The organism is Enterobacter sp. ENT02, from assembly GCF_019219165.1.
Lineage (GTDB): Bacteria > Pseudomonadota > Gammaproteobacteria > Enterobacterales > Enterobacteriaceae > Enterobacter > Enterobacter mori.
The window spans coordinates 440,161-464,111 of sequence record NZ_JAHUWD010000001.1; the positions used below are offsets into that span (position 1 = coordinate 440,161).

Consider the following 23,951-nt stretch of genomic DNA (forward strand, 5'->3'; position numbering starts at 1 on the left):
GGGTATGCACCAGAATAGCGCCATTCCTGCAGTCAGGTCACGTCAGGAGCCCGGCAACACCATGTTAAAAAGATGTCTATCCCCGCTGACGCTGGTTAACCAACTGGCGCTTATTGTCTTGCTGTCCACCGCGATCGGTGTAACCGGCATGGCGATTTCCGGCTGGCTGGTCCAGGGCGTACAGGGTAATGCGCATGCCATTAACGAGGCAGGCTCGCTACGCATGCAGAGTTATCGTCTGCTGGCCTCGGTGCCCTTAACGCAGGACGACCAGAAGCTGATCGACGATATGGAGCATACGGCTTTCAGCCCCGAGCTGGAAAGTGCCGCCATTCGCGCTGGTCAGAAATCCCAGCTCAAGGCCCTTCAGGGCTACTGGCACACGCAGCTGGAGCCAGGCTTAAAGCAGGCGAACAGCCCCGACGCCGTCGCGCGCGACGTTGCCGGTTTCGTCTCACGCATTGATACGCTGGTCTCTTCTTTCGATCAAACCACCGAATTACGCATTGACCGGGTGGTTATGATCCACCGGGTGATGGCGCTGTTTATGGGCCTGCTGCTGATTTTCACCATCGTCTGGCTGCGCGCAAGGCTGCTGAATCCCTGGAAACAGCTGCTGGCAATGGCTCGCGCCGTAACGAACAGAGATTTTACCCAGCGCACGCATATTAGCGGACGTAACGAGATGGCGATGCTCGGCCAGGCGCTCAACACCATGTCGGAAGAGCTGTCTGAAAGCTACGCGGTACTTGAACAGCGGGTTCAGGAAAAAACCGCCGGACTCGAACAGAAAAACGAAATTCTCTCTTTCCTGTGGCAGGCCAACCGCCGTTTGCACATGCAGGTACCGCTGTGCGAGCGCCTCTCGCCGGTGCTGAACGGCCTGCAAAACCTGACGCTGCTGCACGATCTGGAGCTGCGGGTCTACGACGTTGAAGACGAAGAAAATCATCAGGAATTTACCTGTCAGTCTGACATGTCCTGCGATGATAAAGGTTGTCACCTTTGCCCGCGGGGTGTACCACCGCTAACGACGACGGGCACCACGCTGAAGTGGCGTCTGACGGACAGCCACACCCAGTACGGCATTCTGCTGGCTACCATGCCCGCCGGAAGGCATTTGAGCCACGACCAGCAGCAGCTGGTGGATACCCTGGTGGAACAGCTCACAGCCACGCTGGCGCTGGACAGGCATCAGGAAAAACAGCAGCAGCTGATTGTCATGGAAGAGCGCGCCACCATCGCGCGGGAGCTGCATGACTCCATCGCCCAATCGCTCTCCTGCATGAAGATGCAGGTCAGTTGCCTGCAGATGCAGGACGCGGAGATGCCGGAAAGCAATAAACAGCTCCTGAGCCAGATCCGCAACGAGCTGAACACTTCGTGGGTTCAGCTTCGTGAACTGTTAACCACTTTCCGACTGCAGTTGACCGAGCCGGGCCTTCGCCCCGCGCTGGAGTCCAGCTGTCACGAATTTAGCGCCCGGCTGGGGTTCCCGGTGAAGCTCGACTACCAGCTTCCGCCGCGTTTTGTCCCCTCCCATCAGGCGATTCATTTACTGCAGATCGCCCGCGAAGCCCTGAGCAACGTGCTCAAACACGCCAGCGCGACGGCGGTAACGGTAACCGTCAGCCAGCACAATAATCAGGTGAAGCTGACGATTCAGGACGACGGCTGCGGCGTGCCGGAAAATGCCGAGAGAACCAACCACTATGGTTTAATTATCATGCGAGACCGCGCGCAAAGCCTGCGCGGTGATTGCCAGGTTCGCCGGAGAGACACGGGTGGCACGGAAGTGGTCGTCACCTTTATTCCCGAAAAACCGCTTACAACTGTCCAAGGAGAACACCATGACTAATCAGGAACCGGCATCCATCCTGTTGATCGACGACCATCCCATGCTGCGCACCGGGGTGAAACAGCTGGTCAGCATGGCGCCCGATATTACCGTCGTTGGCGAAGCCAGCAACGGCGAACAGGGTATTGAGCTTGCCGAAGCGCTCGATCCTGATTTGATCCTGCTCGATCTCAACATGCCGGGCATGAACGGTCTGGAGACGCTGGACAAACTGCGCGAAAAATCCCTGTCTGGCCGCGTGGTGGTGTTTAGCGTGTCAAATCATGAAGAAGACGTGGTGACGGCGCTGAAGCGCGGCGCGGACGGCTACCTGCTGAAAGATATGGAGCCGGAAGATCTGCTCAAGGCGCTGCAGCAGGCCGCTGCCGGAGAGATGGTGCTGAGCGAAGCCTTAACACCAGTACTGGCCGCCAGCCTGCGGGCCAACCGCGCAACCTCGGACCGTGACGTGAGCCAGCTTACCCCGCGCGAACGCGATATTCTGAAGCTGATTGCCCAGGGCCTGCCGAACAAAATGATCGCCCGCCGTCTGGACATCACCGAAAGCACGGTAAAAGTGCACGTGAAGCACATGCTGAAGAAGATGAAGTTAAAGTCCCGCGTCGAAGCCGCCGTGTGGGTCCATCAGGAACGGATTTTTTAACTTACTCATCCGGCAGCAGCTTCCACCGTGGATCGTCGTTGGGCAATGCGACCAGCGGTTGAACCACCGTTAGCGCGATCTCATTGGAAGAGACGCGCTGCCCGTCTTTATCTTCCGCGATCACCGACAACCGCCACTGGTTAGTTGCACCCTCAGCGTTATCCCATGCGGGCATAATGACGCTCCAGCCGTCGCTGCTGGTACTGTCAGCCGGTGCGGTCAGGCTCAGCGCCTGCGTATCCCCCTGCCAGTGCAGCTGGCGAATACCATGCTTGCTGCGTATTTGCAGCTTCAGCATGACGGTTTCGCCCCCTTTCAGATCCCACGGCGGCGTTGCCAGATAGACCGACAGCGTTTTGCGCTGGCGGAACTCCATGACCGGCAGGTTCTCCCGCTCTGGCGAATCGTAGCGACTGCCGCGCAGCGAACGCGTCACAGCCACTTCGCTGGCGGACAGCTGTTTGACCAGGGGCACGCCAAACCGATAGTTGAGCTTAAGCCCGAGGTTATTCTGGCTGACGCCGCTCTCTCCCTGCTTATGGGCAGCCGTCAGGGTCACCAGCGGAACGGGGGTATAGTTGAGTCCCAGATTGACCGCCATCGGGTTGTGGTAGCCGGTTCCACTGCTAAACAGATCGACGTTATCGCCAAAATACTGTTCAAAACTGACGCTGGTATTCAGATGATGGAACCACGGCAGCCAGGCTTTAGCAGTGATGTCATACCCGCGCGCCATACGCTGTTCCTGCAGATCCGCGCTGTCGCGCCAGCTGGCGAACGGCTGATAGTAGTTCGCCGACAGGCGTAGATTTCGCCCCCACACTTCTGCCCCCAGCCCGGCGCGCTGCAGGTTTTCCTCAAGCAGGTTATCGTAAAAGGTGTTATAGCCCAGCAGCCAGTCTCCGGCGACCCATCGCTGGCCAATCCCGGCATTGCTCACCAGACCGTCCGTCTGTTGCGTCAGGCCCAGCTGGCTCCAGCTCAGGTAACGATTGTTATCGTTCCAGGGAATAAACCAGCTTCCGCTGCTACCATTGAAATTGCCCTCATCATCCACCAGCAGATTTACGCTGGCGTTACCCCAGGGGGAAAGCCAGGATTCAATCTGCTCGTTCACTTCCCCGCTCACCACATCCCGTACCTGACCCAGAGCAAACTGCTTCGCCTGCTCGCCTGTCGTCAGACCATTGTCGGTCATACTGGCTTCGCCAAAGGCCTTGGCCATTTCGGCCAGGTGCTTCTCCCCCTCACCCGTTGGCGCCGCCATGCCGAGGTCGGGCAAACTATCCCCGTTATTATCAAAGGGGTTCTGTGCCTGATGCATAAAGGAATTCGGCGCACCGTGAACGGCTCCGGCCGTAAGAAGGGAGAGTAAAAACAGCAAATGAATGCGGGACGATACAGCCATCAACGTCGTAAATAAGGACCTGTGTTCATAAGGCAATTCTTTCTATGTTAACGCGATAAGCAGTGAAATGCAGGCTTAACGGAAATTCCAGGATTATCCTGAACATTATTGTCGCCCTTACACCGCTATCCAAACAGCGCTTTCAGCTCGGGCACGCACGAACCGCAGTTCGTTCCGCAGCGTAAACGTGCTCCCAGCAGCGAAACGGAATCGCACCCTCCGGTAATCGCCTCGCGTATCGCGTTTTCCCCGACGCTGAAACAACTACAGATAATGCGCCCCGGATCCACCACCTCCCCCACGCCCTGCCCGTTGAGGAGCGCATGACGTGCAGCAGGCGTTAAGGGGGGCGACTGAAAAGCCGCTTCAATCACCGGGTGCGCCAGCTCCGGTCGCGCGGTTCCTTCCCAGAAGGCGAGCATCAGCTCGCCATTATGCCAGGCCAGCACGCTGCTACGCTCGCCGGTCTGCGCAACCTGCAGCTGCCAGCCCCTGCCGCTGGCGTAATCCAAGACCCATGGCAGGAACGGTTTATTACCCGCCAGCGTCAGACGAGTCGCTTTGCGCCACCAGTACACGAAGGACGGCAGTTCCGGTAAGTCACGCGCGTAAAGTTCCCCCTGCCAGCCCGGCTGCCAGGGTAGGATCCTGACCGCGGTTTGTTTACTCTCTGGCTGGCCTGAAACCAGGTCAACGCGGCCTTCCACCAGGGCATTGACCTTCCCCTGACGGGAAAATTGCGCATTCCAGTGCATCGGGATAAACAGCTCTCCCGCCTTCTGAGCGTCGTTAATATGGATCCGGGCAACCATCACCCCGCAGGGGGAAGCGATTCGCGCCAGCTGCCCCTCGCACACGCCATATCGCGCGGCGTCTGAACGGCAGATGTCAACCAGCGGCTCGGCGATATGCTGCATTAATCGTGCGACGTATCCCGTGCGGGTCATGGTATGCCACTGGTCGCGAATACGGCCAGTGTTGAGCATCAGGGGGTACAGGGTATTGATCCCCGCGGCGGGCAACGATGGGATAACCGGGACAATCCGTCTGTAGGGAAAATGACCGGCGCACCATTGATAAGGCTCCAGCGCATCCCATTCCTCGCGGCTTAACGTCGCCAGTTCACCCAGATTGAGCGCGCGCTCGCCGTTATTTTCAAACGCCGTTAGCGCCGCATGTTCACAAAAAATATCCCGCGGATGTTCCCAGGCAAAGTCTTCGCCATAGCCCAGGCTTTTAGCGACCTGGGCAATAATCCACCAGTCCGGCTTTGCCTCGCCCGGCGCGGGCAAAAACGCGCGCTGGCGCGAAATGCGCCGCTCTGAGTTGGTTACCGTACCGTTTTTCTCGCCCCAGCCCTGCGCCGGAAGACGAATATGGGCAAACCGGCTGGTATCCGTCTCCTGCATCACTTCAGAAACGATAACCAGCGGACAGGCCGCCAGCGCCTGACACACCGCGTGGCTGTCCGGCAGCGATACGGCGGGGTTGGTCCCCATAATCCACACCGCCTTCACCTCGCCGCGGGCGATGGCGTCAAACAGCTCCACCGCCATCAGGCCTGGCGTCTGCGCCAGCCGCTCGGTTCCCCAGAAACGCGCCACCCGCGAGAGATCGTCCGGCTCAAAGCTCATATGCGCCGCCAGCTGATTTGCCAGCCCGCCCACTTCCCGCCCGCCCATTGCGTTAGGCTGTCCGGTCAGCGAAAACGGGCCGCAGCCCTGACGATTGAATTTGCCGCTGGCAAGATGGACGTTGATGATAGCGTTGCAATTGTCGCTGCCGCGGGTGGACTGGTTGATCCCCATGGTGTAGAGCGTGATAGCGCGAGGTGCCGTCATAAACCAGTCGTAGAAGGTGCCAATATCCTGCGGCGAAAGACCGCAAAATGCCGCCACGCGCTCAACGGGCCACTCATCCGCGCCCTGAATCAGATTCAGCAGGCCGACAAATAATCCGGCATCGCTCCCCGGCGCAAGCGCCAGATGCAGATCGGCGATATCGCAGGTGGCGGTGCTGCGCGGGTCAATCACCACCACCTTCATCTGCGGATTGCTGTGCTTTGCCTGCACCAGCCGCTGATACAGCACCGGATGGGTCCATGCAGCGTTGGATCCCACCAGCACGACCAGATCGCTGTTTTCCACGTCCTCATAGCTGCACGGTACCACGTCTTCGCCGAAGGCGCGCTTGTAGCCGACCACCGCCGAAGACATGCAGAGCCGGGAGTTGGTATCAATGTTTGCCGCGCCGATAAATCCTTTCATCAGCTTGTTGGCAACATAATAGTCCTCGGTTAATAGCTGGCCGGAGGCGTAAAACGCCACGGCCTGCGGCCCCCATTTGTCGATGATCTCCTGGAGTCGCTCGCCTGCCGCCCCCAGCGCCTGCGACCAGCCCACCTCAACACCGTCAACAACGGGGCGCAGCAATCGCCCCTGTAACCCCGTGGTCTCCCCCAAGGCCGATCCCTTCACGCACAGGCGGCCAAAGTTCGCAGGATGGGTTTCGTCCCCCCGAACGCTTACCGCTCCGCCTTCCACGCTGGCGACCACGCCGCAGCCCACCCCGCAGTAGGGGCACGTTGTCCGGGTTTCCGTCATGAGGCCTCCGCACGCATCACTATCGCGTTGTTCCCGACCCACACCTTGCCGTTTTCAATCTTCACCGGCCAGGCGCGTACCGCAGGTTCACCGTTATCCACCTGGCAGCCATCGCGCAGGCGAATACGCTGCTTGTAGAGCGGTGAAATCACCACCGGCTCGCCCGCCGCATCGCCGAGAATGCCGCGTGAAAGCACGTTCGCGCTGCTGCCCGGCTCCATATCGTCGAGGGCGTAGACTCGCTGTCCGAAACGGAACAGCGCGATCGGTTTGCGGCCAAGACGCGCGCCAATGCCCGCCTGCTCGGGAATATCGTCGATGCCGCAGATTTCCTGCCAGCGCTTGCTTTCATCCGACGGCGCGGCGTTCACCGCGGTGCGGAACAGCGCCAGACGATTGGGATCGCTGAGCGTGGTTTGCCATTCGCACTGATACGTCTCTACCACCCGCGCCATCTCCTGCTCCAGCTCGTGGGCGATACCCAGGCTGTCGTTGACGATCACCTCGCGCAGATAGTCGAGGCCGCCTTCCAGGTTTTCGATCCAGGTACTGGTGCGCTGCAGGCGATCCGCCGTGCGGATGTAGAACATCAGGAAACGGTCAACGGTGCGGATCAGTGTTTCATCGTCCAGATCGCTGGCAAAAAGGTCCGCATGGCGCGGCTTCATCCCGCCGTTGCCGCACAGATAGAGGTTCCAGCCCTTGTCAGTGGCAATCACCCCCACGTCTTTGCTCTGCGCCTCCGCGCATTCGCGGGTACAGCCGGAGACCGCCATTTTGATCTTGTGCGGGGCGCGCAGCCCCTTGTACCGGTGTTCCAGTCTGACCGCGAGACGGGTGGAGTCCTGCACGCCGTAGCGGCACCAGGTCGAGCCGACGCAGGATTTCACCGTGCGCAGGGATTTCCCGTAGGCGTGTCCGGTTTCAAACCCGGCTTCCACCAGCGCCTGCCAGATCTCCGGCAGCTGTTCCAGGGTGGCGCCAAACAGGTCGATACGCTGCCCGCCGGTAATTTTACTGTAAAGGTCATAGCGTTTCGCAATCTGGCCGATGGCGATCAGCCCGTCTGCCGTCACTTCCCCGGCGGGCATGCGCGGCACGATGGAATAAGTCCCGTCCTTCTGGATATTGGCGAAGTAGCGGTCGTTGGTATCCTGCAGCGGCAGATGTGCTGGTTTCAGCAGATACTCGTTCCAGCAGGAGGCAAGCACCGACCCCACCAGCGGCTTGCAGATCTCACATCCGTGCCCCTGCCCGTAGCGACTAATCAGCTGGTCAAAGGTGCGAATATGGTTAACGCGCACCAGGTGGTAAATCTCCTGGCGCGAGTAGGGGAAGTGTTCGCAGATATCCTTTTTCACCTCCACGCCCTGCTCCGCCAACTGGAACTCCATCACCTGCTTCACCAGCGCGCTGCAGCCCCCGCAGCCGGTCGCCGCTTTGGTGCACTGCTTGATGGCGCCGATATCCGTTGCCCCCGCGCTCACCGCCTGGCAGATATCGCCTTTGCTGACGTTATGGCACGAACAGATTTGCGCGCTTTCCGGCAGCGCCGCCACGCCGAGCGCTTTTGGCGTGCTGCCCGTCGACGCGGGTAATATCAGCGTTTCCGGCTCTTTTGGCAGGGCTATCCCGTTGAGCATCATCTGCACCAGCGTGGCGTATTCGCTGGCGTCACCCACCAGCACGCCGCCGAGCAGCGTTTTGCCGTCGTGGCTGACCACGATTTTCTTGTAGATTTGCTGCGGACCGTGCGTCCACTGGTAGCTCAGCGCCCCCGGCGTGCGCCCGTGAGCGTCGCCGAACGAGGCCACGTCCACGCCGAGCAGCTTGAGTTTGGTGCTCATATCCGCCCCGGTGAAGGTTTTATCCTCACCCGCCAGCGCGGCGGCGGCCACCCGCGCCATCTGATAACCGGGCGCGACCAGACCGAAGATTTTCCCCTCCCACAGGGCGCATTCGCCGATGGCCAGCACGTCCGGATCGGAGGTCCGGCAGCCGTCGTCAATGCAGATCCCGCCGCGTTCGCCGATAGCCAGCCCGCTACTGCGCGCCAGCGCGTCCTGCGGACGAATACCGGCAGAAAAGACCACCATGTCCGTTTCCAGCTGTTCACCATCGGCAAAGCGCAGCACCAGTCCGCCGTCCGCGGTGGCAATCTCCGTCGTCGCTCTACTGGTGTGAACGCCAACGCCCAGCGCCTCGATTTTCCTGCGCAGCATCGCCGCGCCGTCGTTGTCGAGCTGCACCGCCATCAGATTGGGTGCAAACTCAACCACGTGAGTTTCCAGCCCGAGTTGCTTCAGGGCGTTCGCCGCCTCCAGCCCCAGCAGGCCGCCGCCAATCACCACGCCGCGACGCGAGCCCTTTGCATGTGCGGCAATATTATCGAGATCGTCGAGGGTGCGGTAGACAAAGCAGCCCGGCAGATCGTTGCCCGGAACCGGTGGGACGAACGGATAAGAGCCTGTCGCCAGCACCAGCTTGTCCCAGTGGGTTTCATGCCCGCTGGCGGTACGCACCACGCGCGCGTCGCGGTCGATGGCGACAATCTGCTGCGACAGGCGCAGCTCAATGCCGCTGTCGGCAAAGAAATCCCCTTCCACCAGCGAGAGCGACTCTGCGCTGCGCCCGCCAAAATATTCCGACAGATGCACGCGGTCATAGGCGGCATAGCGCTCCTCGCCAAAGACAACGATCTGATACTGCTGATGCAAATTGCGGTTAACGCAGTCTTCGAGGAAATGGTGGCCGACCATACCGTGCCCAACCACCACCAGAGTAGGTTTTGTCATAGCGTTCTGTCCTGCAACCTGCGGTTGCGTAGTGAAACGATCGAACAGCCAGTCCGCGTGGGCGGGCGCAGCCGTTGCCAGTAAATCGGTAAATGTTGCCGCACTGCGGCAGTCGCCCATCAGCAGCACGCCTGCCAGCGCCCCCTGATGGATCAGTAAACGTCGATAGTGACGGGTCAGCGGATCCCATGCGCTCCAGATCACATCGCCCTCCTGCTCTGCCGCGCGACCGAGGCTGAACAACTCCACGCCGGTCACCTTGAGGCGCACCCCGCTGTCGGTCTGGGCAAACGGCGCGATGACGTCCCCGGCCAGCCGCGCGGCGAGGATATCCGCCTGCACCATGCAGGGGGCGACCAGGCCAAACGTCTGGCCGTCAATTTCGCAGCACTCGCCAATGGCGTAGACGTTCGGTGCGGAGGTCTGCATCTGGTGATCCACCACGATGCCGCGCGCGCAGCGAATGCCGCTGGCGTGCGCCAGCGCAACGTTCGGCTGCACGCCGGTCGCCAACACCACGCGCGTGGCGGCGATGCTGTGCCCATTAAGCAGCATCACGCTATTGCCGTTAATTGCCGCGATGCCTGAGGAAAGCTCGCAGCACACGCCCCGCGCCGCCAGCGCCTCTTCCAGCAGCATTCCCGCCTGCTGGTCCAGCTGTTGCTCCATTAGCCACGGACCACGATGAACAACAGTGACGTCATCACCTTTGCGTGCCAGCGCTGCTGCTGCCTCAACCCCGAGCACGCCGCCCCCCAGCACCACCGCCGGACCGGCGGTTGCCTGAATGGCCCGGGTATCCTCCAGAGTACGGAACGTGAATACGTGTGGCGCATTGCCGCCGGGGATGGGCGGAATAAAGGGCGTTGACCCGGTGGCGAACACCAGCGCATCCCAGCCCAGCGTGCGGGCGGCGGTTTGCACTTCCCGCGTATCCACTTTCACGGCAATCGCCTTTTCGCCCCGCAGCACCGTCACGCCGCGCGCCTGGTACCACTCATCATCCTGAAGGCAGATGTCCGCCACCGCTTTTTCACCGCCCAGCACCGGCGAAAGCTGGATGCGGTTATAGGCATGCTCAGGTTCGTCACCGATGACGGTGATAGCGAAATGACCGGCAGCACGCCCGGTGAGCGAGGTAATCAGCCGCGTGGCCGCCATGCCATTTCCGATAATGACCAGTCGCATCAAAGCCCCCTCACTACGCCGCTTTCGGCTGCTTTTCATAGAGGAAATGCAGGATCTGCTGGCGCATGTGGTGATAGCGGCTGTCGTCCGCCAGCTGCACCCGGTTGCGCGGGCGCGGCAGGTCAACGCGCAGGATTTCTCCCACGGTGGCCGCCGGGCCGTTAGTCATCATCAGCACGCGATCGGAGAGCAGCACCGCCTCGTCCACGTCGTGGGTAATGAGCACGATGGTGGTGTTGAGCGCCTGCTGGATCTGCATCACCGAGTCCTGCAGATGGGCGCGCGTCAGCGCATCGAGCGCCCCGAAGGGTTCATCCATCAGCAGCACTTTCGGCTTCATCGCCAGCGCGCGGGCAATGCCGACGCGCTGCTTCATGCCGCCGGAGATCTCCCCCGGGCGCTTGTGCAGCGCGTGCCCCATCTGCACGCGGTCGAGGTTGTGCTCAATCCACTCTTTGCGCTCGGCCTTGCTCATGGTGCGACGGAAGACCTGATCCACCGCCAGCGCCACGTTGTCGAAACAGGTCAGCCACGGCAGCAGGGAGTGGTTCTGAAACACCACCGCGCGCTCGGGCCCTGGCCCGGCGATTTCGCGGTTGTCGCAAATCAGCCCCCCTTCCGTCGGCAGCGTGATCCCTGCGATAAGGTTCAGCAGCGTCGATTTGCCGCAGCCGGAGTGACCGATCAGACTGACGGTTTCGCCCTCGTGAATATCAAAAGAGACGTTTTGCAGTGCCAGAAACTCGCCGCTGGCGGTGGAAAAACGCTGGCTCACGGCCTGGACCTGAATTAATGGTTTCATGTTCGCTCCTTATTTTTCCTGCCAGCTAAAGCGACGGGCGATCAGCATCAGCCCCTGCTCCAGCAGCAGCCCGACCACGCCAATGATGACGATGGCGATGAGAATGTTTTCGACGTTGAGGTTGTTCCACTCGTTCCAGATCCAGAAGCCAATGCCCAACCCGCCGGTCAGCATCTCGGCGGCGACGATCACCAGCCAGGCGATGCCGATGGAGAGACGCACCCCGGTCAGTACCGCAGGCAGCACGGCCGGGAAGAGGATGCGGCGCATGATCGTCCACTCGGAGAGCTGCAGCACGCGGGCCACGTTGAGGTAATCCTGCGGAATGCGGCGCACGCCCTCGGCGGTGTTGATCACCATCGGCCAGATGGAGCAGATAAAAATGGTCCAGCTCGACGCGGGCTCTGCTTTCTGGAACAGCAATAAACCAATAGGCAACCAGGCCAGCGGGCTAACCGGACGCAGAAGCGCAATCAGCGGGTTGAACATGCGCGAGAAAAAGGTGAAACGGCCAATGAGAAAGCCGAGCGGAATACCGGCTAACGCCGCGAGACCAAACCCCACCGCCACGCGCTGTAAAGAGGCCAGCACGTTCCAGCCGATGCCCATATCGTTTGGCCCGTCGCGGTAGAACGGGTCGGCAAACAGGGTGATGGCCGAATCCAGGGTGCTCAGCGGCGTCGGGAAGCCTTTGCTGTTGATGGCCGCCAGCTGCCACAGCAGCACCAGCAATCCCAGGCCCAGCATTGCCGGAATGATGCGCTGGAGAAGGTCGTTAATCCGACGCGCAAATGCCGGGGTGCGACGGCGAACCTGCACGGGTGGCAGGGGGATGACTTCCCCACTCACGGGTGTCTCTTGTGATGTCGTCTTTTGCAGATGCAGCATAATCAGGCCCCTTTACGATGAATGGCGAAGCGGTTGGCGTATCCTTCCGGGTCGGTACCGTTCCAGACGGTGCCGTCCATCAATGTGCTGTTGCGTAGTGGTGATGCCGGTGCGGTAATGCCCCCCACCGCGGTGGCAGCATCCTGCCAGGTTGCGGTCTGGTTAATCCGTCGCGCGATGCCCGCGTAGTCAGGTGCAGATTTAAGCAAACCCCAGCGGCGGAACTGGGTCAGGAACCACATGCCGTCAGAGAGATACGGGTAGCTGACGGCTCCCTCGTTGAAGAAGCGGATCGGGTGCGCGTCCTGCCAGCGCTGGCCCAGGCCGTTGTCGTATTCGCCCAGCATCCGTCCGGTGAGGTACTGCTCTTTGCAGTTGAGCCAGGCGCGGCGGGAGAGGATCCGCGCGGTCTCGCGTTTGTTTTCCGGGGAGGCGTCGATCCAGCGTGCGGCTTCCATCACGGCGCTCACCAGCGCCCGGGCAGTATGCGGGTTCCTCTCCACCCAGTCGCGGCGAGTGCCGAGGATTTTTTCAGGATGGTCGGCCCAGATGGACTGCGACGTGGCGGCGGTGAAGCCGATGCGGTCGTTAATCGCCCGCGCGTTCCACGGCTCGCCGACGCAAAAGCCCACCATGTTGCCAATGCGCATGTTCATCACCATCTGCGGCGGCGGCACCACCACGGTCCGGATATCGTCGAAGGGGTTAATGCCCGCACTGGCTAGCCAGTAGTAGAGCCACATGGCGTGCGTCCCGGTCGGGAAGGTGTGCGCGAAGGTGTAGGTACCAGGCGCCTGCTGCCCAATCAGCTTTTTCAGCCCGTCGAGATCGTGAACGCCCTTCTCCGCCAGATCGCTGGAGAGCGTGATGGCCTGACCGTTCTGGTTAAGGGTCATCAGGTTCGCCATCTGCTGTGGCTTGCCGGCGATGCCCAGTTCCAGCCCATACAGCAGGCCGTAGAGAATGTGCGCGGCATCCAGCTCGCCCGCCACCAGCTTGTCGCGCACCGCCGCCCAGCTCGCCTCTTTGGTGGGCACGATGGTAATGCCGTATTTTTTATCAAACCCTTTCAGCGCCGCGATAACCACCGGGGCACAGTCGGTCAGCGGGATAAACCCGATGCGCACCGTTTCCTGCTCCGGTTTATCCGAGCCTGCCGCCCACGCGGCCTGCATGACACCCGGTAACAGCATTGCGCCACTCGCCAGCATGCTGGCCTGCAAAAACCGCCGTCTCGACAAATCCGCCATGACCACTCCTGAAAAAAAGCCAAAAAAAAGCGCCCGCCGTGCCGGAGCACCGCTGGACGCCTTTATCCCGAAGACGCATGCACCGCCGTTGGCGCATCGTCGAAAATGGTTAAACAGATAATGCAAAGGGAATGCCAGGTTTTAAGGCCCTGCTTTCGGGGCGTTAACCTGATAGCTGTCGCGTTAGCGCACCTCAATCAGGCATTAAATGCCCACTGATTGTGCAACTACTCCTTTGGTGTTAGCTGCCACAGATTCTTCACGGTGAGCAGTGCGCGCGCGATATCGACCATGCGCTGGTTCTTGTCCATCGCCATTTTACGCAGTGCCGTCCACGCCTGTTCTTCACTCATGCTTTGATGCGTCATCAGCACGCTTTTGGCTTTATCAATGGTCTTACGCTCCTCCAGCGTATCGCGGAGTGATGCCAGTTGGCGGGAGAGCTGGTCTATCTCTCGCGCCTGCTGGCGAACCAGCAGCAGCAAGGGTTTATCCGGGTAAAGCGCAAGAGGATCGTCATGCTCTTCGCCACTCATCGTGGCTTCACCGGACGCATGAATCGCGTCATCCACCGCCACCATCAGATCGGCAATCACCATTTCTTCAAGCGTGCGCAGATGTTCAAGACGCGAGGTTTGCAGGGCAAACCAGTTCAGCGCGGTATTGCCATTGTCAGCGGCGGGCTGACGGGTGCAGGCGACGCGCCGGAGTTGCTCTGTTTCTCGATCGGGCTGGCAGTTGTGGGCAAAGGTGTTTTGCACCTCAGCGTGGCTGTGGGATAAAAAGATCTCAAAACAGGCCTGCTGCCCGTCAATCCTGTCTACCAGTCGCTGGCGGGTTTCATCAGTGAAAAAGCCCTGCGTGAAGCCTATCGCCCCGAGTGCCCGCTCTTGCCCCACCAGCTCTTTGCCCTGCATCAGGCTATAAAGGGCGACAAAACGGCCCGCGATTTGCGGATCGTCAATGCTGTCATTGAGTTGCGGTACGATACTGAGCAGATGGCGAAGCATCCGGCAGTAATGATCCATTGCCTGAGGTGCCGTTATGCTTTGGCTGTCTATCCCGTCACGCAGCAAAGGCAGTGTTTCCAGGCTGAGTAACGCACAGGCGATGCGCTCACAAACGCCGCTCCCCGTGACCGGGAATTGTGCTTTCAGCATGGCCTGCAGCGCAGTGAGGTTTTCATCCACCAGCCCGCGACTGGCTTTGCATTCGGGGGCATACAGCTTACCCTGAGAGCAGAGCCAGACGTTGGATGCCCCGCGCTCGCACTGGAGCATATGCACAAGGCGGCTGATGCCGTTAACCAGCACGCCCAACGCAGCCAGCCTGCCGAGCTGCTCCCGGCGAAGTAATGTCGCGCGCTGGAACCACTCGGTTGCCGCGGGTGAACTGCCCGCCATTAATGTCATGCTTACTCTCCCGGGTAGCGAATCTCCCGGAGAGTTAAGCAATATTCGTGCCTTTCAAACAACAGGAGTCAACATGCAGAAGATTGTGATCGTCGCCAACGGTGCGGCCTACGGTAGCGAATCCCTTTTCAACAGCCTGCGACTGGCGATAGCGCTGCGCGAGAAAGAGAGCGCACTTGAGCTGCGCCTTTTTTTGATGTCGGACGCCGTCACCGCAGGACTCAAGGGACAAAAACCCGCCGAGGGCTACAACATCCAGCAGATGCTGGAGATCCTGACCGCGCAAAATGTGCCGGTCAAACTCTGTAAGACCTGCACCGACGGGCGCGGTATCACCGGGCTACCGCTGATTGATGGCGTCGAGATTGGGACGCTGGTTGAGCTGGCCGACTGGACCCTGACCGCCGATAAAGTATTAACTTTTTAATAATAAACCCGTAAAAATATTATTTTCTTATGGACGCGGTTTCAGCATCAAGTTTACCTGCGCGGCTGCCGATAGGCATGGAAACAACACAGCAGGTATTTCACTTATGTTCAGATCCATTCGTGCCCGTATTATTGCCGCGACGACAGGTTGCCTGATCGTCGCCCTTCTTCTCAATACCGTCATTAATTTCCAGGTTACGCGCCAGGATAACCAGCAGTCGCAGCGCGATATTCTGACCAGCACCAGCGCCAGCCATAACATGGCGATTGCAGACTGGGTTAAAAGCAAAATGACGGTGATAGCCTCCGCGCAGACCGTTGCGCTGAATGACGATCCGGTTCCGGTATTCAAACAGCTTGCGCAGGCGGGTGGCTTCACCAACGTCTATGTCGGCTACGCCAGCAAAACGGCGAAGTTCTCCGACCCGGCGGGCGTCCCGGCAGATTATGACCCCACGATCCGTCCCTGGTATCAGCAGGTGGTGAGTACTGACGGCCCGGTCGTGACCGCCCCGTACGTGGACGCGGGCACCGGGAAACTGGTGGTGACCTTTGCGGTACCGGTGAAGGAGAACGGTGCGCTGAAAGCGGTTGTGGCGGGCGACGTGGCGATGGACAGCGTGGTGGCTAACGTACGTGGTATTCACCCGACGCCTGCCAGCAGCGGGTTACTCCTTGATAGCGATGGCACGGTGATTGCCGCCAGCGATCCGGCGCTCACGCTCAAGCCATTCGCTGAAACCATCAAAGGGACCGATTTTGCGGCACTGAAAAGCGGTAGCCTGGTTGAGGGGACGTTCAACGGCAGCGAAAAAACCTTCGTGGCAACCGCCGTGCCGGGCACGCACTGGATGCTGGCCGTGGCGCTCGATAACAACGATGCTACCTCCGGCATGCGCTCGCTGCTGAAAGCCTCTGCGCTGTCGCTGGTGATCCTCGCCTTGCTGAGCGGCGCGATTGTTCATTTCCTGATAGCCCGCCTGTTGAAGCGTTTGTCCGATATTCGCGACGCCATGCATAACATCGCTAACGGCACCAATGACCTGTCGCAGCGCCTGCCGGACAGCGGTGATGACGAAGTGGCGCAAATTGCCCAGGCGTTCAACGCGTTTAGCGATAAGCTCTCGGTCGTGATGGTCCAGTTGCGCGACGCCAGCGCCTCGGTGAAAAATGCGGCGCAGGAAATCGCAGCCGGTAACCAGGATCTCTCCGGGCGCACTGAGCAAGCGGCATCAAGCCTTCGCGAAACCGCCAGCGCCGTCGAAGAGATCACCGCCTCCGTCACCCAGTCAAATGAATCTGCGGCAGAAGCGAACGAGCAGGCAAGCAAAGCCTCTGCTGCAGCGTCGCGCGGGGGGGAAGTGGTTTCTCAGGCTATCACTACCATGCAGTCGATTGAGGTGGCCTCGGCGAAGATTGGCGATATCACCAGCGTCATCGACGGCATTGCCTTCCAGACCAACATTCTGGCGCTGAACGCCTCGGTCGAAGCGGCGCGCGCGGGCGAACAAGGCCGCGGCTTCGCGGTGGTGGCTGGAGAAGTGCGAAACCTCGCCAGCCGCAGCGCTCAGGCGGCGAAAGAGATCAAATCCCTTATCGATTCTACGACCGACAGCGTGGCAACGGGTTCGCGCTACGTGCATCTGGCCGGAGAAAGTATGGATGAGATCCGCTCCAGCATCGGTAGCGTCTCGGGGATTATGCGTGAAATCTCAATTGCCACCAGCGAGCAGATGAAAGGCATTCACGAGATCAACCACGCGGTAACGCATCTGGACAGAATGGTGCAGCAGAACGCCGAACTGGTGGTGCAGTCTGCCGCAGCGGCCAGCGCGCTGCAGAGTCAGGCGGGCGACCTTGCTGAAACCGCCGGCCATTTCCGCATTTAATTTTCTTCTGGCGCGGGTTAACCGGGTAAAACACGCGCCAGCTGAATGCTTTCAGGCACTTTGTCATTTTTGTTTAAACGTTATGCCATTTTTTGATCAAAATCATCATCCTTCCCCCTCCCCTTTGGTGTTATGCAATGAGTAAATTGTGAACAATATCACGCTCGGGATGGGCAAAATCGACGGGGTAAAAAATGGCACTGGTGAAGACAAGTTTGAAACTGTTTGGCGGGGATACGGTCGTGGTACGTTGCTCAGAACGCTGCCGCATTCATCTCATGAGTTCAAAAGCGCAGAAGCAATCGCAGGCGGATATTCTGACGGTGCAGGATGACAAGGCGTGGCTGACCGTGCCTTATACCGGCACCTGGGATGTCCTGATTGACAGCCACAGTCAGTCACTGGAGCATTCGGTCAGCTACGTTGCCGCATAAAACGAACGCCCGGTTTAGCCGGGCGTTTTTTCAGGCAAAACCCGGACGTAGCGGGTTATTAAGCAGGTTCCCTTCCAGCAGCGCTTTCACCTTCATGACCAGCTCATTCAAACATTCGTCCTGCATGCCCAGACGCGTCAGTTCCTGATCGAGTGAAAACAGATATTGCGCGTTGGTCCCCAGCGGCCCGCTGGCCGCGGCAATCAAGGGCGCGATCACCTGCGTACGGGTATCCGCTTCATATAGCGGGTGGCGCGGATCCATAATAAATACCAGCGCATTGACGGTGCGTCCGTCATCCAGTTCCAGCTTGCACCAGCTCGGCATATAGCAGCCGGTGATCATCTCGCGCTTCCAGAGCAGCGTCAGCTCCTCCTCCAGCGTGGCATCCGGCAGGCGGTAAGCGACACCCGTGGTGCGCCCGCCCTCTTTCAGTGCAAGCATGCGCCCCGGTTGGCACGCGCTGCCGCGTCCGGCCGTCAGGCGCAGACAAAACGCGCGGTGCCAGCCAGGCAAGGTTCCCGTTGCCGATTCGACAAATTCGAGAGCTGGGTTCCACATCAGGGAACCGTAGCCAAAAATCCATACCGGGCCATCATCCGGGCGGCAGGCAAGCGTGGCAGCAAGTGACGCCGCCCGTTGTTCAGCTGACCAGAGAAGCGATTCCTCAATAGCACCAAATGCCGTCTTACAATCTGCCTTCATTAAGAAATCACGCGTTAACACATTACACCTCCGCCACTGCATGCTTCCTTGCGACATCTGTAATTCGCCTTCCCGGCATTCTATGCTGGTCATTTTGCCAGCAGTTAAATAACGATAAGCAATTAGCGGACCAGTTGCAATACAACGGAAGTTGAACCGCCTGAAAAGTCAAAATGCAGGCAGCTTATTATTTTGCGGCTATTTCTTTTTGTGCCATTTATCATCGTCGCCTTTCTCGTATTCATGTTTTACGGCGGCCCAGGCGACCTTGTGCGCCGTCTCTTCACGGCTGGCATCATCCCGGCGATCGTCCTTATCTTTGTATTGATCCCAGGCGCTGTTAAAGGCTTCTTTGTAGATATCCTGCGCGTGGGCAGGGAGGACGTGCTGCACGCTATCGGGTAACTCGCGTTTCGTTTTATATGGCATCGAAAACCTCTCTTTTTGCTAAAGAGATAAGTGTGGTTGAGGATGCCCGCGCCTGCCAGGTTGATTTAATTTATGCTTAATTAATTAATCTAATTTACTGTAATACAGTACTATTTTATTGATAACTGCGCTTTATGGCAGTAATAATAAATATTAACCTCAAACCGTAAAATTAAGTAAAACTTCAACGGTATTTATCAGATATCTGTTAGTTTAATGCCCTCAAAAATCTATCTATAATTACAAGCACCTGCATTGATGGAGAAGCACATGACAACAACACACGAGGCGGTTAAGACCCGCCACAAGGAGACGTCGCTCATTTTCCCGGTTCTGGCACTGGCTGTGCTGCTCTTCTGGGGAAGCAGTCAGTCACTGCCAGTGGTGGTTGGTATCAATATTCTTGCGCTGGTCGGCATCTTAACCAGCGCCTTTAGCGTAGTTCGTCACGCGGACGTATTAGCCCACCGTCTGGGTGAGCCGTACGGCTCGTTAATTCTCAGCCTTTCCGTTGTTATTCTCGAAGTCAGCCTGATTTCCGCGCTCATGGCCACAGGCGATGCCGCGCCGACGCTGATGCGCGACACGCTCTACTCGATCATTATGATTGTGACGGGCGGCCTGGTGGGCTTCTCTCTGCTGCTGGGCGGCCGCAAGTTCGCGACCCAGTATATGAACCTCTTCGGCATTAAACAGTATCTGATTGCCCTCTTCCCGCTGGCTATTATCGTGCTGGTGTTCCCGATGGCGCTGCCGGGTGCAAATTTCTCTACCGGTCAGGCGCTGCTGGTCGCACTCATTTCCGCCGCCATGTACGGCGTGTTCCTGTTGATTCAGACGAAAACGCACCAGAGCCTGTTTGTGTATGAGCATGAAGACGACGGCGACGACGATGACCCGCACCACGGCAAGCCGTCGGCCCACAGCAGCGCGTGGCATACGGTTTGGCTGATCGTGCATCTGATTGCGGTGATTGCCGTCACCAAGATGAACGCCAACCCGCTGGAAACGCTGTTAACCGAGCTGAACGCGCCGGTGGCGTTTACTGGCTTCCTGGTGGCGCTGCTGATTTTGTCCCCTGAAGGGCTGGGCGCGCTGAAAGCGGTGTTGAATAATCAGGTGCAGCGCGCGATGAACCTGTTCTTCGGGTCCGTACTGGCGACGATTTCACTTACCGTTCCGGTGGTGACGCTGATTGCCTTTATGACGGGCAACGAGCTGCAGTTTGCGCTGGGTGCGCCGGAGATGATTGTGATGGTGGCCTCGTTGCTGCTGTGCCAGATTTCATTCTCTACCGGACGAACCAACGTGTTGAACGGCGCGGCGCATATGGCGTTGTTTATTGCGTATTTGATGACGATTTTTGCGTGAGATTGATCCGGTGCGGCCTGATGCCCTCACCCCAACCCTCTCCCACAGGGAGAGGGAGTAAACATAAAAAAACCCGCCGAAGCGGGTTTTTTTATTAGTTGCTGGTATCCAGCTCGTCGAAGCTCTTCACCAGATCGTCAATCGCTTTAATCTGTTTCAGGAACGGCTCCAGCTTATCCAGCGGCAGTGCGGAAGGACCATCGCATTTCGCGTTAGCCGGATCCGGGTGCGCTTCAATGAACAGGCCTGCCAGTCCGGTCGCCATACCGGCACGCGCCAGCTCGGTAACCTGGGCACGACGACCACCAGAGGCTGCGCCAAACGGGTCGCGGCACTGCAGAGCGTGCGTCACGTCGAAAATCACCGGAGACTGGCCGGAGACGTTCTTCATCACGCTAAAGCCCAGCATATCCACTACCAGGTTGTCGTAACCGAAGTTTGCGCCACGGTCACACAGGATCACCTTGTCGTTGCCACCTTCAATGAACTTATCGACGATGTTACCCATCTGTCCAGGGCTCACGAATTGCGGTTTCTTCACGTTGATGACAGCACCGGTTTTCGCCATCGCCGCAACCAGGTCGGTCTGACGCGCCAGAAATGCCGGAAGCTGAATCACGTCTACCACGTCAGCCACAGGCTGCGCTTGAGAGGCTTCATGCACGTCGGTGATCACTTTCACGCCAAAGGTCTGCTTCAGCTCCTGGAAAATCTTCATCCCTTCTTCCAGGCCCGGGCCACGGTAAGAGTTGATGGAGGAGCGGTTGGCTTTATCAAAAGAGGCCTTAAACACATACGGGATGCCCAGCTTCTGGGTCACGGTCACGTAGTGCTCGCAGATACGCATGGCGAGATCGCGGGATTCCAGCACGTTCATGCCGCCAAACAGCACGAACGGCAGGTCGTTTGCTACCTTGATATCACCAATACTAACTACTTTTTGTTTCATAAGATCGCCTTGTTCAGGTGTGAGTCGGAATTAAGATTAATGCAGTGTAATTTGTTTGTGCGAGATCGCGTTGATCTGCGCACGAATCATTTCGCTAATCGGGTCTTCCGGACATTGCTCGACGAAATAATTCAAATCACTTAGCGCCACATGCTCGCAATCGAGCTGCGCATAAATCAGGCCGCGGTCGCGAATTTCGTACGGATCTTCCGGGTTGAACTGCAGCAGCACTTCGCTGGCACGCAGCGCAAGCTCCATTTGACGCTCTTCCATTAGCGCAGACTTCAGCGTATCCAGCAGCTTGCGGATCACTTCGGCGTTATCCGCCTCGTCGAGGTCTTCGTTGAAGAGCTCGGCCACCGGGCTGATATTGCCTTTCAGCCATACGTCCAGCGTGTGCTCATCCAGCGTGTCACCGTTGAAGGGATTAATGAGCCACATCTCGCCGTCCAGCCACTCCGCACGCAGTATCATCTGCGTCGGGAAAATGACCGGCACCAGCGGAATATCCAGACGATGGGCGACCCACAGCAAAATGGATCCCAGCGCGACGGCGCTGCCCTGACGATTCTTCAAGACCTGGTCCAGCCATAATGCGTCTGACAGGCGATACACGCCACGCGTGTCGCAGAAACCCCATTCGCCGTAGAAAAGCTCTAGCAGCTTCTCTAATTGCCAGTCCTGCGGACGCGCCTGACTGATCTCCTCCCGTGCCAGGCTGACCAGATTCTCCAGCTCCGCGTGGACGTACTGCGACGTAAAATCATCGCGAATCATTTCAGAAATCAGGATCATGCCTTCACACAGCGGCACTTTGTTAAATTCGAAATCGGCTAAGGACCTCATGACTTACCCCAGTAACGACTGCGCGTACAATGACGTCCAGACGCGATAAAACTCAAAACGATGTAGATGATAACGCCAAACCACTTTTCAGTCAGCCATGCGCCTTTATCAGTTAATGGCAGATAGCGGAGATTCATACCCACTGTCCCAGCGTCAGACGTTCATTGCCGCCGTAATCGCGGCAGGTTGCCACTTCGCGATAACCCGCATTAGTGAACAGCGCGCGCACCGCGTTCCCTTGCGTCCAGCCATGTTCCACCAGCAGCCAGCCACCGGGAAGCAAATGTTGTCGTGACGTTGTCACAATGTGATCAAGATCGGCTAAACCTTCATTGGCCGCAACCAGCGCAGTCAGTGGTTCGAAACGAACATCGCCCTGCGCAAGGTGCGGGTCATGTTCGTCGATGTAAGGCGGGTTGCTGACAATCAGCGCAAATAAGCGATTCTCCAGCGCGGTAAACCAGCTACTCTGCAGTACCGTCACGTTGCCGAGGCCAAGACGTTCCACGTTACGCTGCGCCAGCGTCACCGCGTCTGGCATCACATCCACCGCCATTACTGTGCAATCGGGCCGCTCAGTGGCGAGCGCGAGCGCAATAGCGCCTGTGCCAGTACCGAGATCAAGAATGCTACAGGCCGCTGTGGGTAAACGCGCCAGCGCTTGCTCCACCAGACACTCGGTGTCTGGACGTGGGATCAGCGTTGCCGCCGAGACGTACAGCGGTAACGACCAGAACTCACGTTCGCCGACAAGGTGCGCCACCGGCTCGCCCGTCTTACGGCGGGCAAGCAGCGCGGCGAGCTGCGCTTCCTGCTCGGCGGTCAGCAGCGTCTCACCAAAAGCCAGCAGGTACGTGCGGGATTTACCCGTCACATGCTCAAGCAATATTTCGGCGTCGCGTTTCGGGCTTTCGCTTTCTGAAAGCTCACTGACCGCCTCACGTAACCAGCGCTGAAAATCCATTATTCCTGCTCGGACAGTGCCGCCAGCTGGTCGGCCTGGTATTCCTGCACGATAGGCTCAATCAGCATATCGAGCTTACCTTCCATTGCTTCATCCAGACGGTACAGCGTCAGGTTGATGCGGTGGTCGGTCACGCGGCCCTGCGGGAAGTTATAGGTACGGTTACGATCGCTGCGATCGCCGCTGCCCAGCAGGTTACGACGCGTAGACGCTTCCGCCTGCTGACGTTTCGCCACTTCGGCGGCGCGGATACGTGCACCCAGTACAGACAACGCTTTAGCTTTGTTTTTGTGCTGGGAACGTTCGTCCTGACACTCCACCACAATACCGGTTGGCAGGTGGGTAATACGGATCGCGGAGTCGGTGGTGTTAACGTGCTGACCGCCCGCCCCGGAGGAGCGGAACGTATCAATTCGCAGATCCGCCGGATTGATGTCCGGCAGTTCGGCTTCCGGCAGTTCCGGCATCACCGCAACCGTACAGGCTGAGGTGTGAATACGTCCCTGAGATTCTGTCGCAGGCACGCGCTGCACGCGGTGACCGCCGGATTCAAACTTAAGACGACCGTACACGCCGTCGCCGCTGATCTTGGCGATAACTTCTTTATAGCCACCATGTTCGCCTTCGTTGGCACTCATGATCTCTACGCGCCAGCGACGCGCTTCGGCGTAGCGGCTGTACATACGGAACAAGTCACCAGCAAACAGCGCGGCTTCGTCACCGCCGGTACCGGCGCGCACTTCCACAAACGCGTTACGCTCATCGTCCGGATCTTTCGGCAGCAGAAGCACCTGGAGCTGTTGTTCCATCTCTTCAGAACGCGCTTTTGCGTCCTGCAGCTCTTCCTGCGCCATCTCGCGCATCTCAGGATCGTCGAGCATCATTTGCGCGGTTTCAATATCTTCCTGAACCTGTCGCCAGTCGGTAAAGCATTTAGACACATCACTCAACTGCGCATATTCCCGCGACAGTGCGCGAAAACGTTCCTGGTCTGCGATGGTCCCGGCATCGCCGAGCAGCGCCTGAACTTCCTCATGGCGCTCATGCAGAGCTTCCAGTTTAGCGACGATAGAAGGCTTCATAGGCGT

General features: G+C 58.8%; 19 protein-coding genes and 1 pseudogene. 6 read left to right on the forward strand and 14 right to left on the reverse strand.

From position 1 onward, the window contains the following. Window positions 1-61: 61 nt before the first annotated feature. Window positions 62-1,858, forward strand: coding sequence for a nitrate/nitrite two-component system sensor histidine kinase NarX (gene narX / locus KW829_RS01960; protein ID WP_218307487.1), 1,797 nt, complete (start codon window positions 62-64; stop codon window positions 1,856-1,858). Then, window positions 1,851-2,501: a two-component system response regulator NarL gene (gene narL, locus KW829_RS01965; protein ID WP_028018756.1), complete on the forward strand. Its 651-nt coding sequence runs from the start codon at window positions 1,851-1,853 to the stop codon at window positions 2,499-2,501. The genes narX and narL overlap by 8 nt, the downstream gene beginning before the upstream one ends. A 1-nt stretch (window position 2,502) precedes the next feature. Here narL and KW829_RS01970 read toward each other — a convergent pair whose 3' ends face one another. From KW829_RS01970 to nasR, 7 genes are all read right to left on the reverse strand, one after another. After that, the gene (locus KW829_RS01970; RefSeq protein ID WP_218307488.1) at window positions 2,503-3,909 is read right to left on the reverse strand and encodes a YchO/YchP family invasin; all 1,407 of its coding nucleotides are present in this window, start codon (window positions 3,907-3,909) and stop codon (window positions 2,503-2,505) included. 125 nt (window positions 3,910-4,034) lie between these two features. Further along, on the reverse strand, window positions 4,035-6,512 hold the full coding sequence (locus tag KW829_RS01975; protein WP_218307489.1) for a nitrate reductase: 2,478 nt from the start codon (window positions 6,510-6,512) through the stop codon (window positions 4,035-4,037). Then, window positions 6,509-10,495, reverse strand: a complete 3,987-nt coding sequence (gene nirB / locus KW829_RS01980) for a nitrite reductase large subunit NirB (RefSeq protein WP_218307490.1) — start codon at window positions 10,493-10,495, stop codon at window positions 6,509-6,511. Before nirB ends, KW829_RS01975 begins: the two co-directional genes overlap by 4 nt. A gap of 13 nt (window positions 10,496-10,508) precedes the next feature. Beyond that, complete coding sequence (locus KW829_RS01985) at window positions 10,509-11,297, reverse strand: ABC transporter ATP-binding protein (RefSeq protein WP_042715167.1); 789 nt, start codon at window positions 11,295-11,297, stop codon at window positions 10,509-10,511. A gap of 9 nt (window positions 11,298-11,306) precedes the next feature. Then, a complete protein-coding gene (gene ntrB, locus KW829_RS01990) occupies window positions 11,307-12,185 on the reverse strand; it encodes a nitrate ABC transporter permease (RefSeq protein ID WP_218307491.1) in 879 nt (292 codons plus the stop codon). 2 nt (window positions 12,186-12,187) lie between these two features. Further along, window positions 12,188-13,435, reverse strand: a complete 1,248-nt coding sequence (locus tag KW829_RS01995) for a CmpA/NrtA family ABC transporter substrate-binding protein (protein ID WP_218307492.1) — start codon at window positions 13,433-13,435, stop codon at window positions 12,188-12,190. Window positions 13,436-13,662: 227 nt separating this feature from the next. Further along, window positions 13,663-14,847, reverse strand: a complete 1,185-nt coding sequence (gene nasR / locus KW829_RS02000; protein ID WP_218307493.1) for a nitrate regulatory protein NasR — start codon at window positions 14,845-14,847, stop codon at window positions 13,663-13,665. A 73-nt stretch (window positions 14,848-14,920) separates the two neighbouring features. Between nasR and KW829_RS02005 the strand changes: the two genes are divergently transcribed. The 3 genes from KW829_RS02005 (at window position 14,921) to KW829_RS02015 (ending at window position 17,599) form a co-directional block, all read left to right on the forward strand. Continuing rightward, window positions 14,921-15,274 carry a DsrE/DsrF/TusD sulfur relay family protein gene (locus tag KW829_RS02005; RefSeq protein ID WP_120158334.1) on the forward strand — a complete coding sequence of 118 codons (354 nt, stop codon included), beginning with the start codon at window positions 14,921-14,923 and terminating at the stop codon, window positions 15,272-15,274. Between the two features lie 106 nt (window positions 15,275-15,380). Continuing rightward, entirely contained in the window at window positions 15,381-17,165 is a 1,785-nt protein-coding gene (locus KW829_RS02010; RefSeq protein ID WP_108417818.1) for a methyl-accepting chemotaxis protein, read from the forward strand. A gap of 194 nt (window positions 17,166-17,359) precedes the next feature. Then, window positions 17,360-17,599, forward strand: coding sequence for a DUF1883 domain-containing protein (locus KW829_RS02015; RefSeq protein WP_010432930.1), 240 nt, complete (start codon window positions 17,360-17,362; stop codon window positions 17,597-17,599). Between the two features lie 30 nt (window positions 17,600-17,629). Here KW829_RS02015 and KW829_RS02020 read toward each other — a convergent pair whose 3' ends face one another. Then, window positions 17,630-18,325, reverse strand: coding sequence for a gamma-glutamylcyclotransferase (locus tag KW829_RS02020; protein ID WP_089601438.1), 696 nt, complete (start codon window positions 18,323-18,325; stop codon window positions 17,630-17,632). A gap of 177 nt (window positions 18,326-18,502) precedes the next feature. Continuing rightward, window positions 18,503-18,733, reverse strand: a complete 231-nt coding sequence (gene chaB / locus KW829_RS02025) for a putative cation transport regulator ChaB (RefSeq protein ID WP_042715159.1) — start codon at window positions 18,731-18,733, stop codon at window positions 18,503-18,505. A gap of 270 nt (window positions 18,734-19,003) precedes the next feature. Here chaB and chaA point away from each other — a divergent pair, with 270 nt between their 5' ends. Continuing rightward, a complete protein-coding gene (gene chaA / locus KW829_RS02030) occupies window positions 19,004-20,104 on the forward strand; it encodes a sodium-potassium/proton antiporter ChaA (RefSeq protein ID WP_010432924.1) in 1,101 nt (366 codons plus the stop codon). 94 nt (window positions 20,105-20,198) lie between these two features. Here the strand turns inward: chaA and kdsA are convergent, their stop codons facing one another. The 5 genes and pseudogenes from kdsA to prfA form a co-directional block, all read right to left on the reverse strand. Continuing rightward, window positions 20,199-21,053, reverse strand: coding sequence for a 3-deoxy-8-phosphooctulonate synthase (gene kdsA, locus KW829_RS02035; RefSeq protein WP_029741601.1), 855 nt, complete (start codon window positions 21,051-21,053; stop codon window positions 20,199-20,201). A 36-nt stretch (window positions 21,054-21,089) separates the two neighbouring features. Next, window positions 21,090-21,899, reverse strand: coding sequence for an invasion regulator SirB1 (sirB1, locus tag KW829_RS02040; RefSeq protein ID WP_089599489.1), 810 nt, complete (start codon window positions 21,897-21,899; stop codon window positions 21,090-21,092). A gap of 14 nt (window positions 21,900-21,913) precedes the next feature. After that, window positions 21,914-22,057 (reverse strand): annotated as a pseudogene (locus tag KW829_RS22900) (siroheme synthase); the annotation flags it as partial. Beyond that, window positions 22,033-22,863, reverse strand: a complete 831-nt coding sequence (prmC, locus tag KW829_RS02045) for a peptide chain release factor N(5)-glutamine methyltransferase (RefSeq protein WP_218307494.1) — start codon at window positions 22,861-22,863, stop codon at window positions 22,033-22,035. The gene prmC and the pseudogene KW829_RS22900, both read right to left, overlap by 25 nt. Beyond that, window positions 22,863-23,945, reverse strand: coding sequence for a peptide chain release factor 1 (gene prfA, locus KW829_RS02050; RefSeq protein WP_010432915.1), 1,083 nt, complete (start codon window positions 23,943-23,945; stop codon window positions 22,863-22,865). The genes prmC and prfA overlap by 1 nt, the downstream gene beginning before the upstream one ends. Window positions 23,946-23,951: the final 6 nt, after the last annotated feature.

Coding starts and splice junctions, on each gene's coding strand:
- narX (WP_218307487.1), top strand. CDS start 62: ATGTTAAAAAGATGTCTATCCCCGCTGACGCTGGTTAACCAACTGGCG.
- narL (WP_028018756.1), top strand. CDS start 1,851: ATGACTAATCAGGAACCGGCATCCATCCTGTTGATCGACGACCATCCC.
- KW829_RS01970 (WP_218307488.1), bottom strand. CDS start 3,909: ATGGCTGTATCGTCCCGCATTCATTTGCTGTTTTTACTCTCCCTTCTT.
- KW829_RS01975 (WP_218307489.1), bottom strand. CDS start 6,512: ATGACGGAAACCCGGACAACGTGCCCCTACTGCGGGGTGGGCTGCGGC.
- nirB (WP_218307490.1), bottom strand. CDS start 10,495: ATGCGACTGGTCATTATCGGAAATGGCATGGCGGCCACGCGGCTGATT.
- KW829_RS01985 (WP_042715167.1), bottom strand. CDS start 11,297: ATGAAACCATTAATTCAGGTCCAGGCCGTGAGCCAGCGTTTTTCCACC.
- ntrB (WP_218307491.1), bottom strand. CDS start 12,185: ATGCTGCATCTGCAAAAGACGACATCACAAGAGACACCCGTGAGTGGG.
- KW829_RS01995 (WP_218307492.1), bottom strand. CDS start 13,435: ATGGCGGATTTGTCGAGACGGCGGTTTTTGCAGGCCAGCATGCTGGCG.
- nasR (WP_218307493.1), bottom strand. CDS start 14,847: ATGACATTAATGGCGGGCAGTTCACCCGCGGCAACCGAGTGGTTCCAG.
- KW829_RS02005 (WP_120158334.1), top strand. CDS start 14,921: ATGCAGAAGATTGTGATCGTCGCCAACGGTGCGGCCTACGGTAGCGAA.
- KW829_RS02010 (WP_108417818.1), top strand. CDS start 15,381: ATGTTCAGATCCATTCGTGCCCGTATTATTGCCGCGACGACAGGTTGC.
- KW829_RS02015 (WP_010432930.1), top strand. CDS start 17,360: ATGGCACTGGTGAAGACAAGTTTGAAACTGTTTGGCGGGGATACGGTC.
- chaB (WP_042715159.1), bottom strand. CDS start 18,733: ATGCCATATAAAACGAAACGCGAGTTACCCGATAGCGTGCAGCACGTC.
- chaA (WP_010432924.1), top strand. CDS start 19,004: ATGACAACAACACACGAGGCGGTTAAGACCCGCCACAAGGAGACGTCG.
- kdsA (WP_029741601.1), bottom strand. CDS start 21,053: ATGAAACAAAAAGTAGTTAGTATTGGTGATATCAAGGTAGCAAACGAC.
- sirB1 (WP_089599489.1), bottom strand. CDS start 21,899: ATGAGGTCCTTAGCCGATTTCGAATTTAACAAAGTGCCGCTGTGTGAA.
- prmC (WP_218307494.1), bottom strand. CDS start 22,863: ATGGATTTTCAGCGCTGGTTACGTGAGGCGGTCAGTGAGCTTTCAGAA.
- prfA (WP_010432915.1), bottom strand. CDS start 23,945: ATGAAGCCTTCTATCGTCGCTAAACTGGAAGCTCTGCATGAGCGCCAT.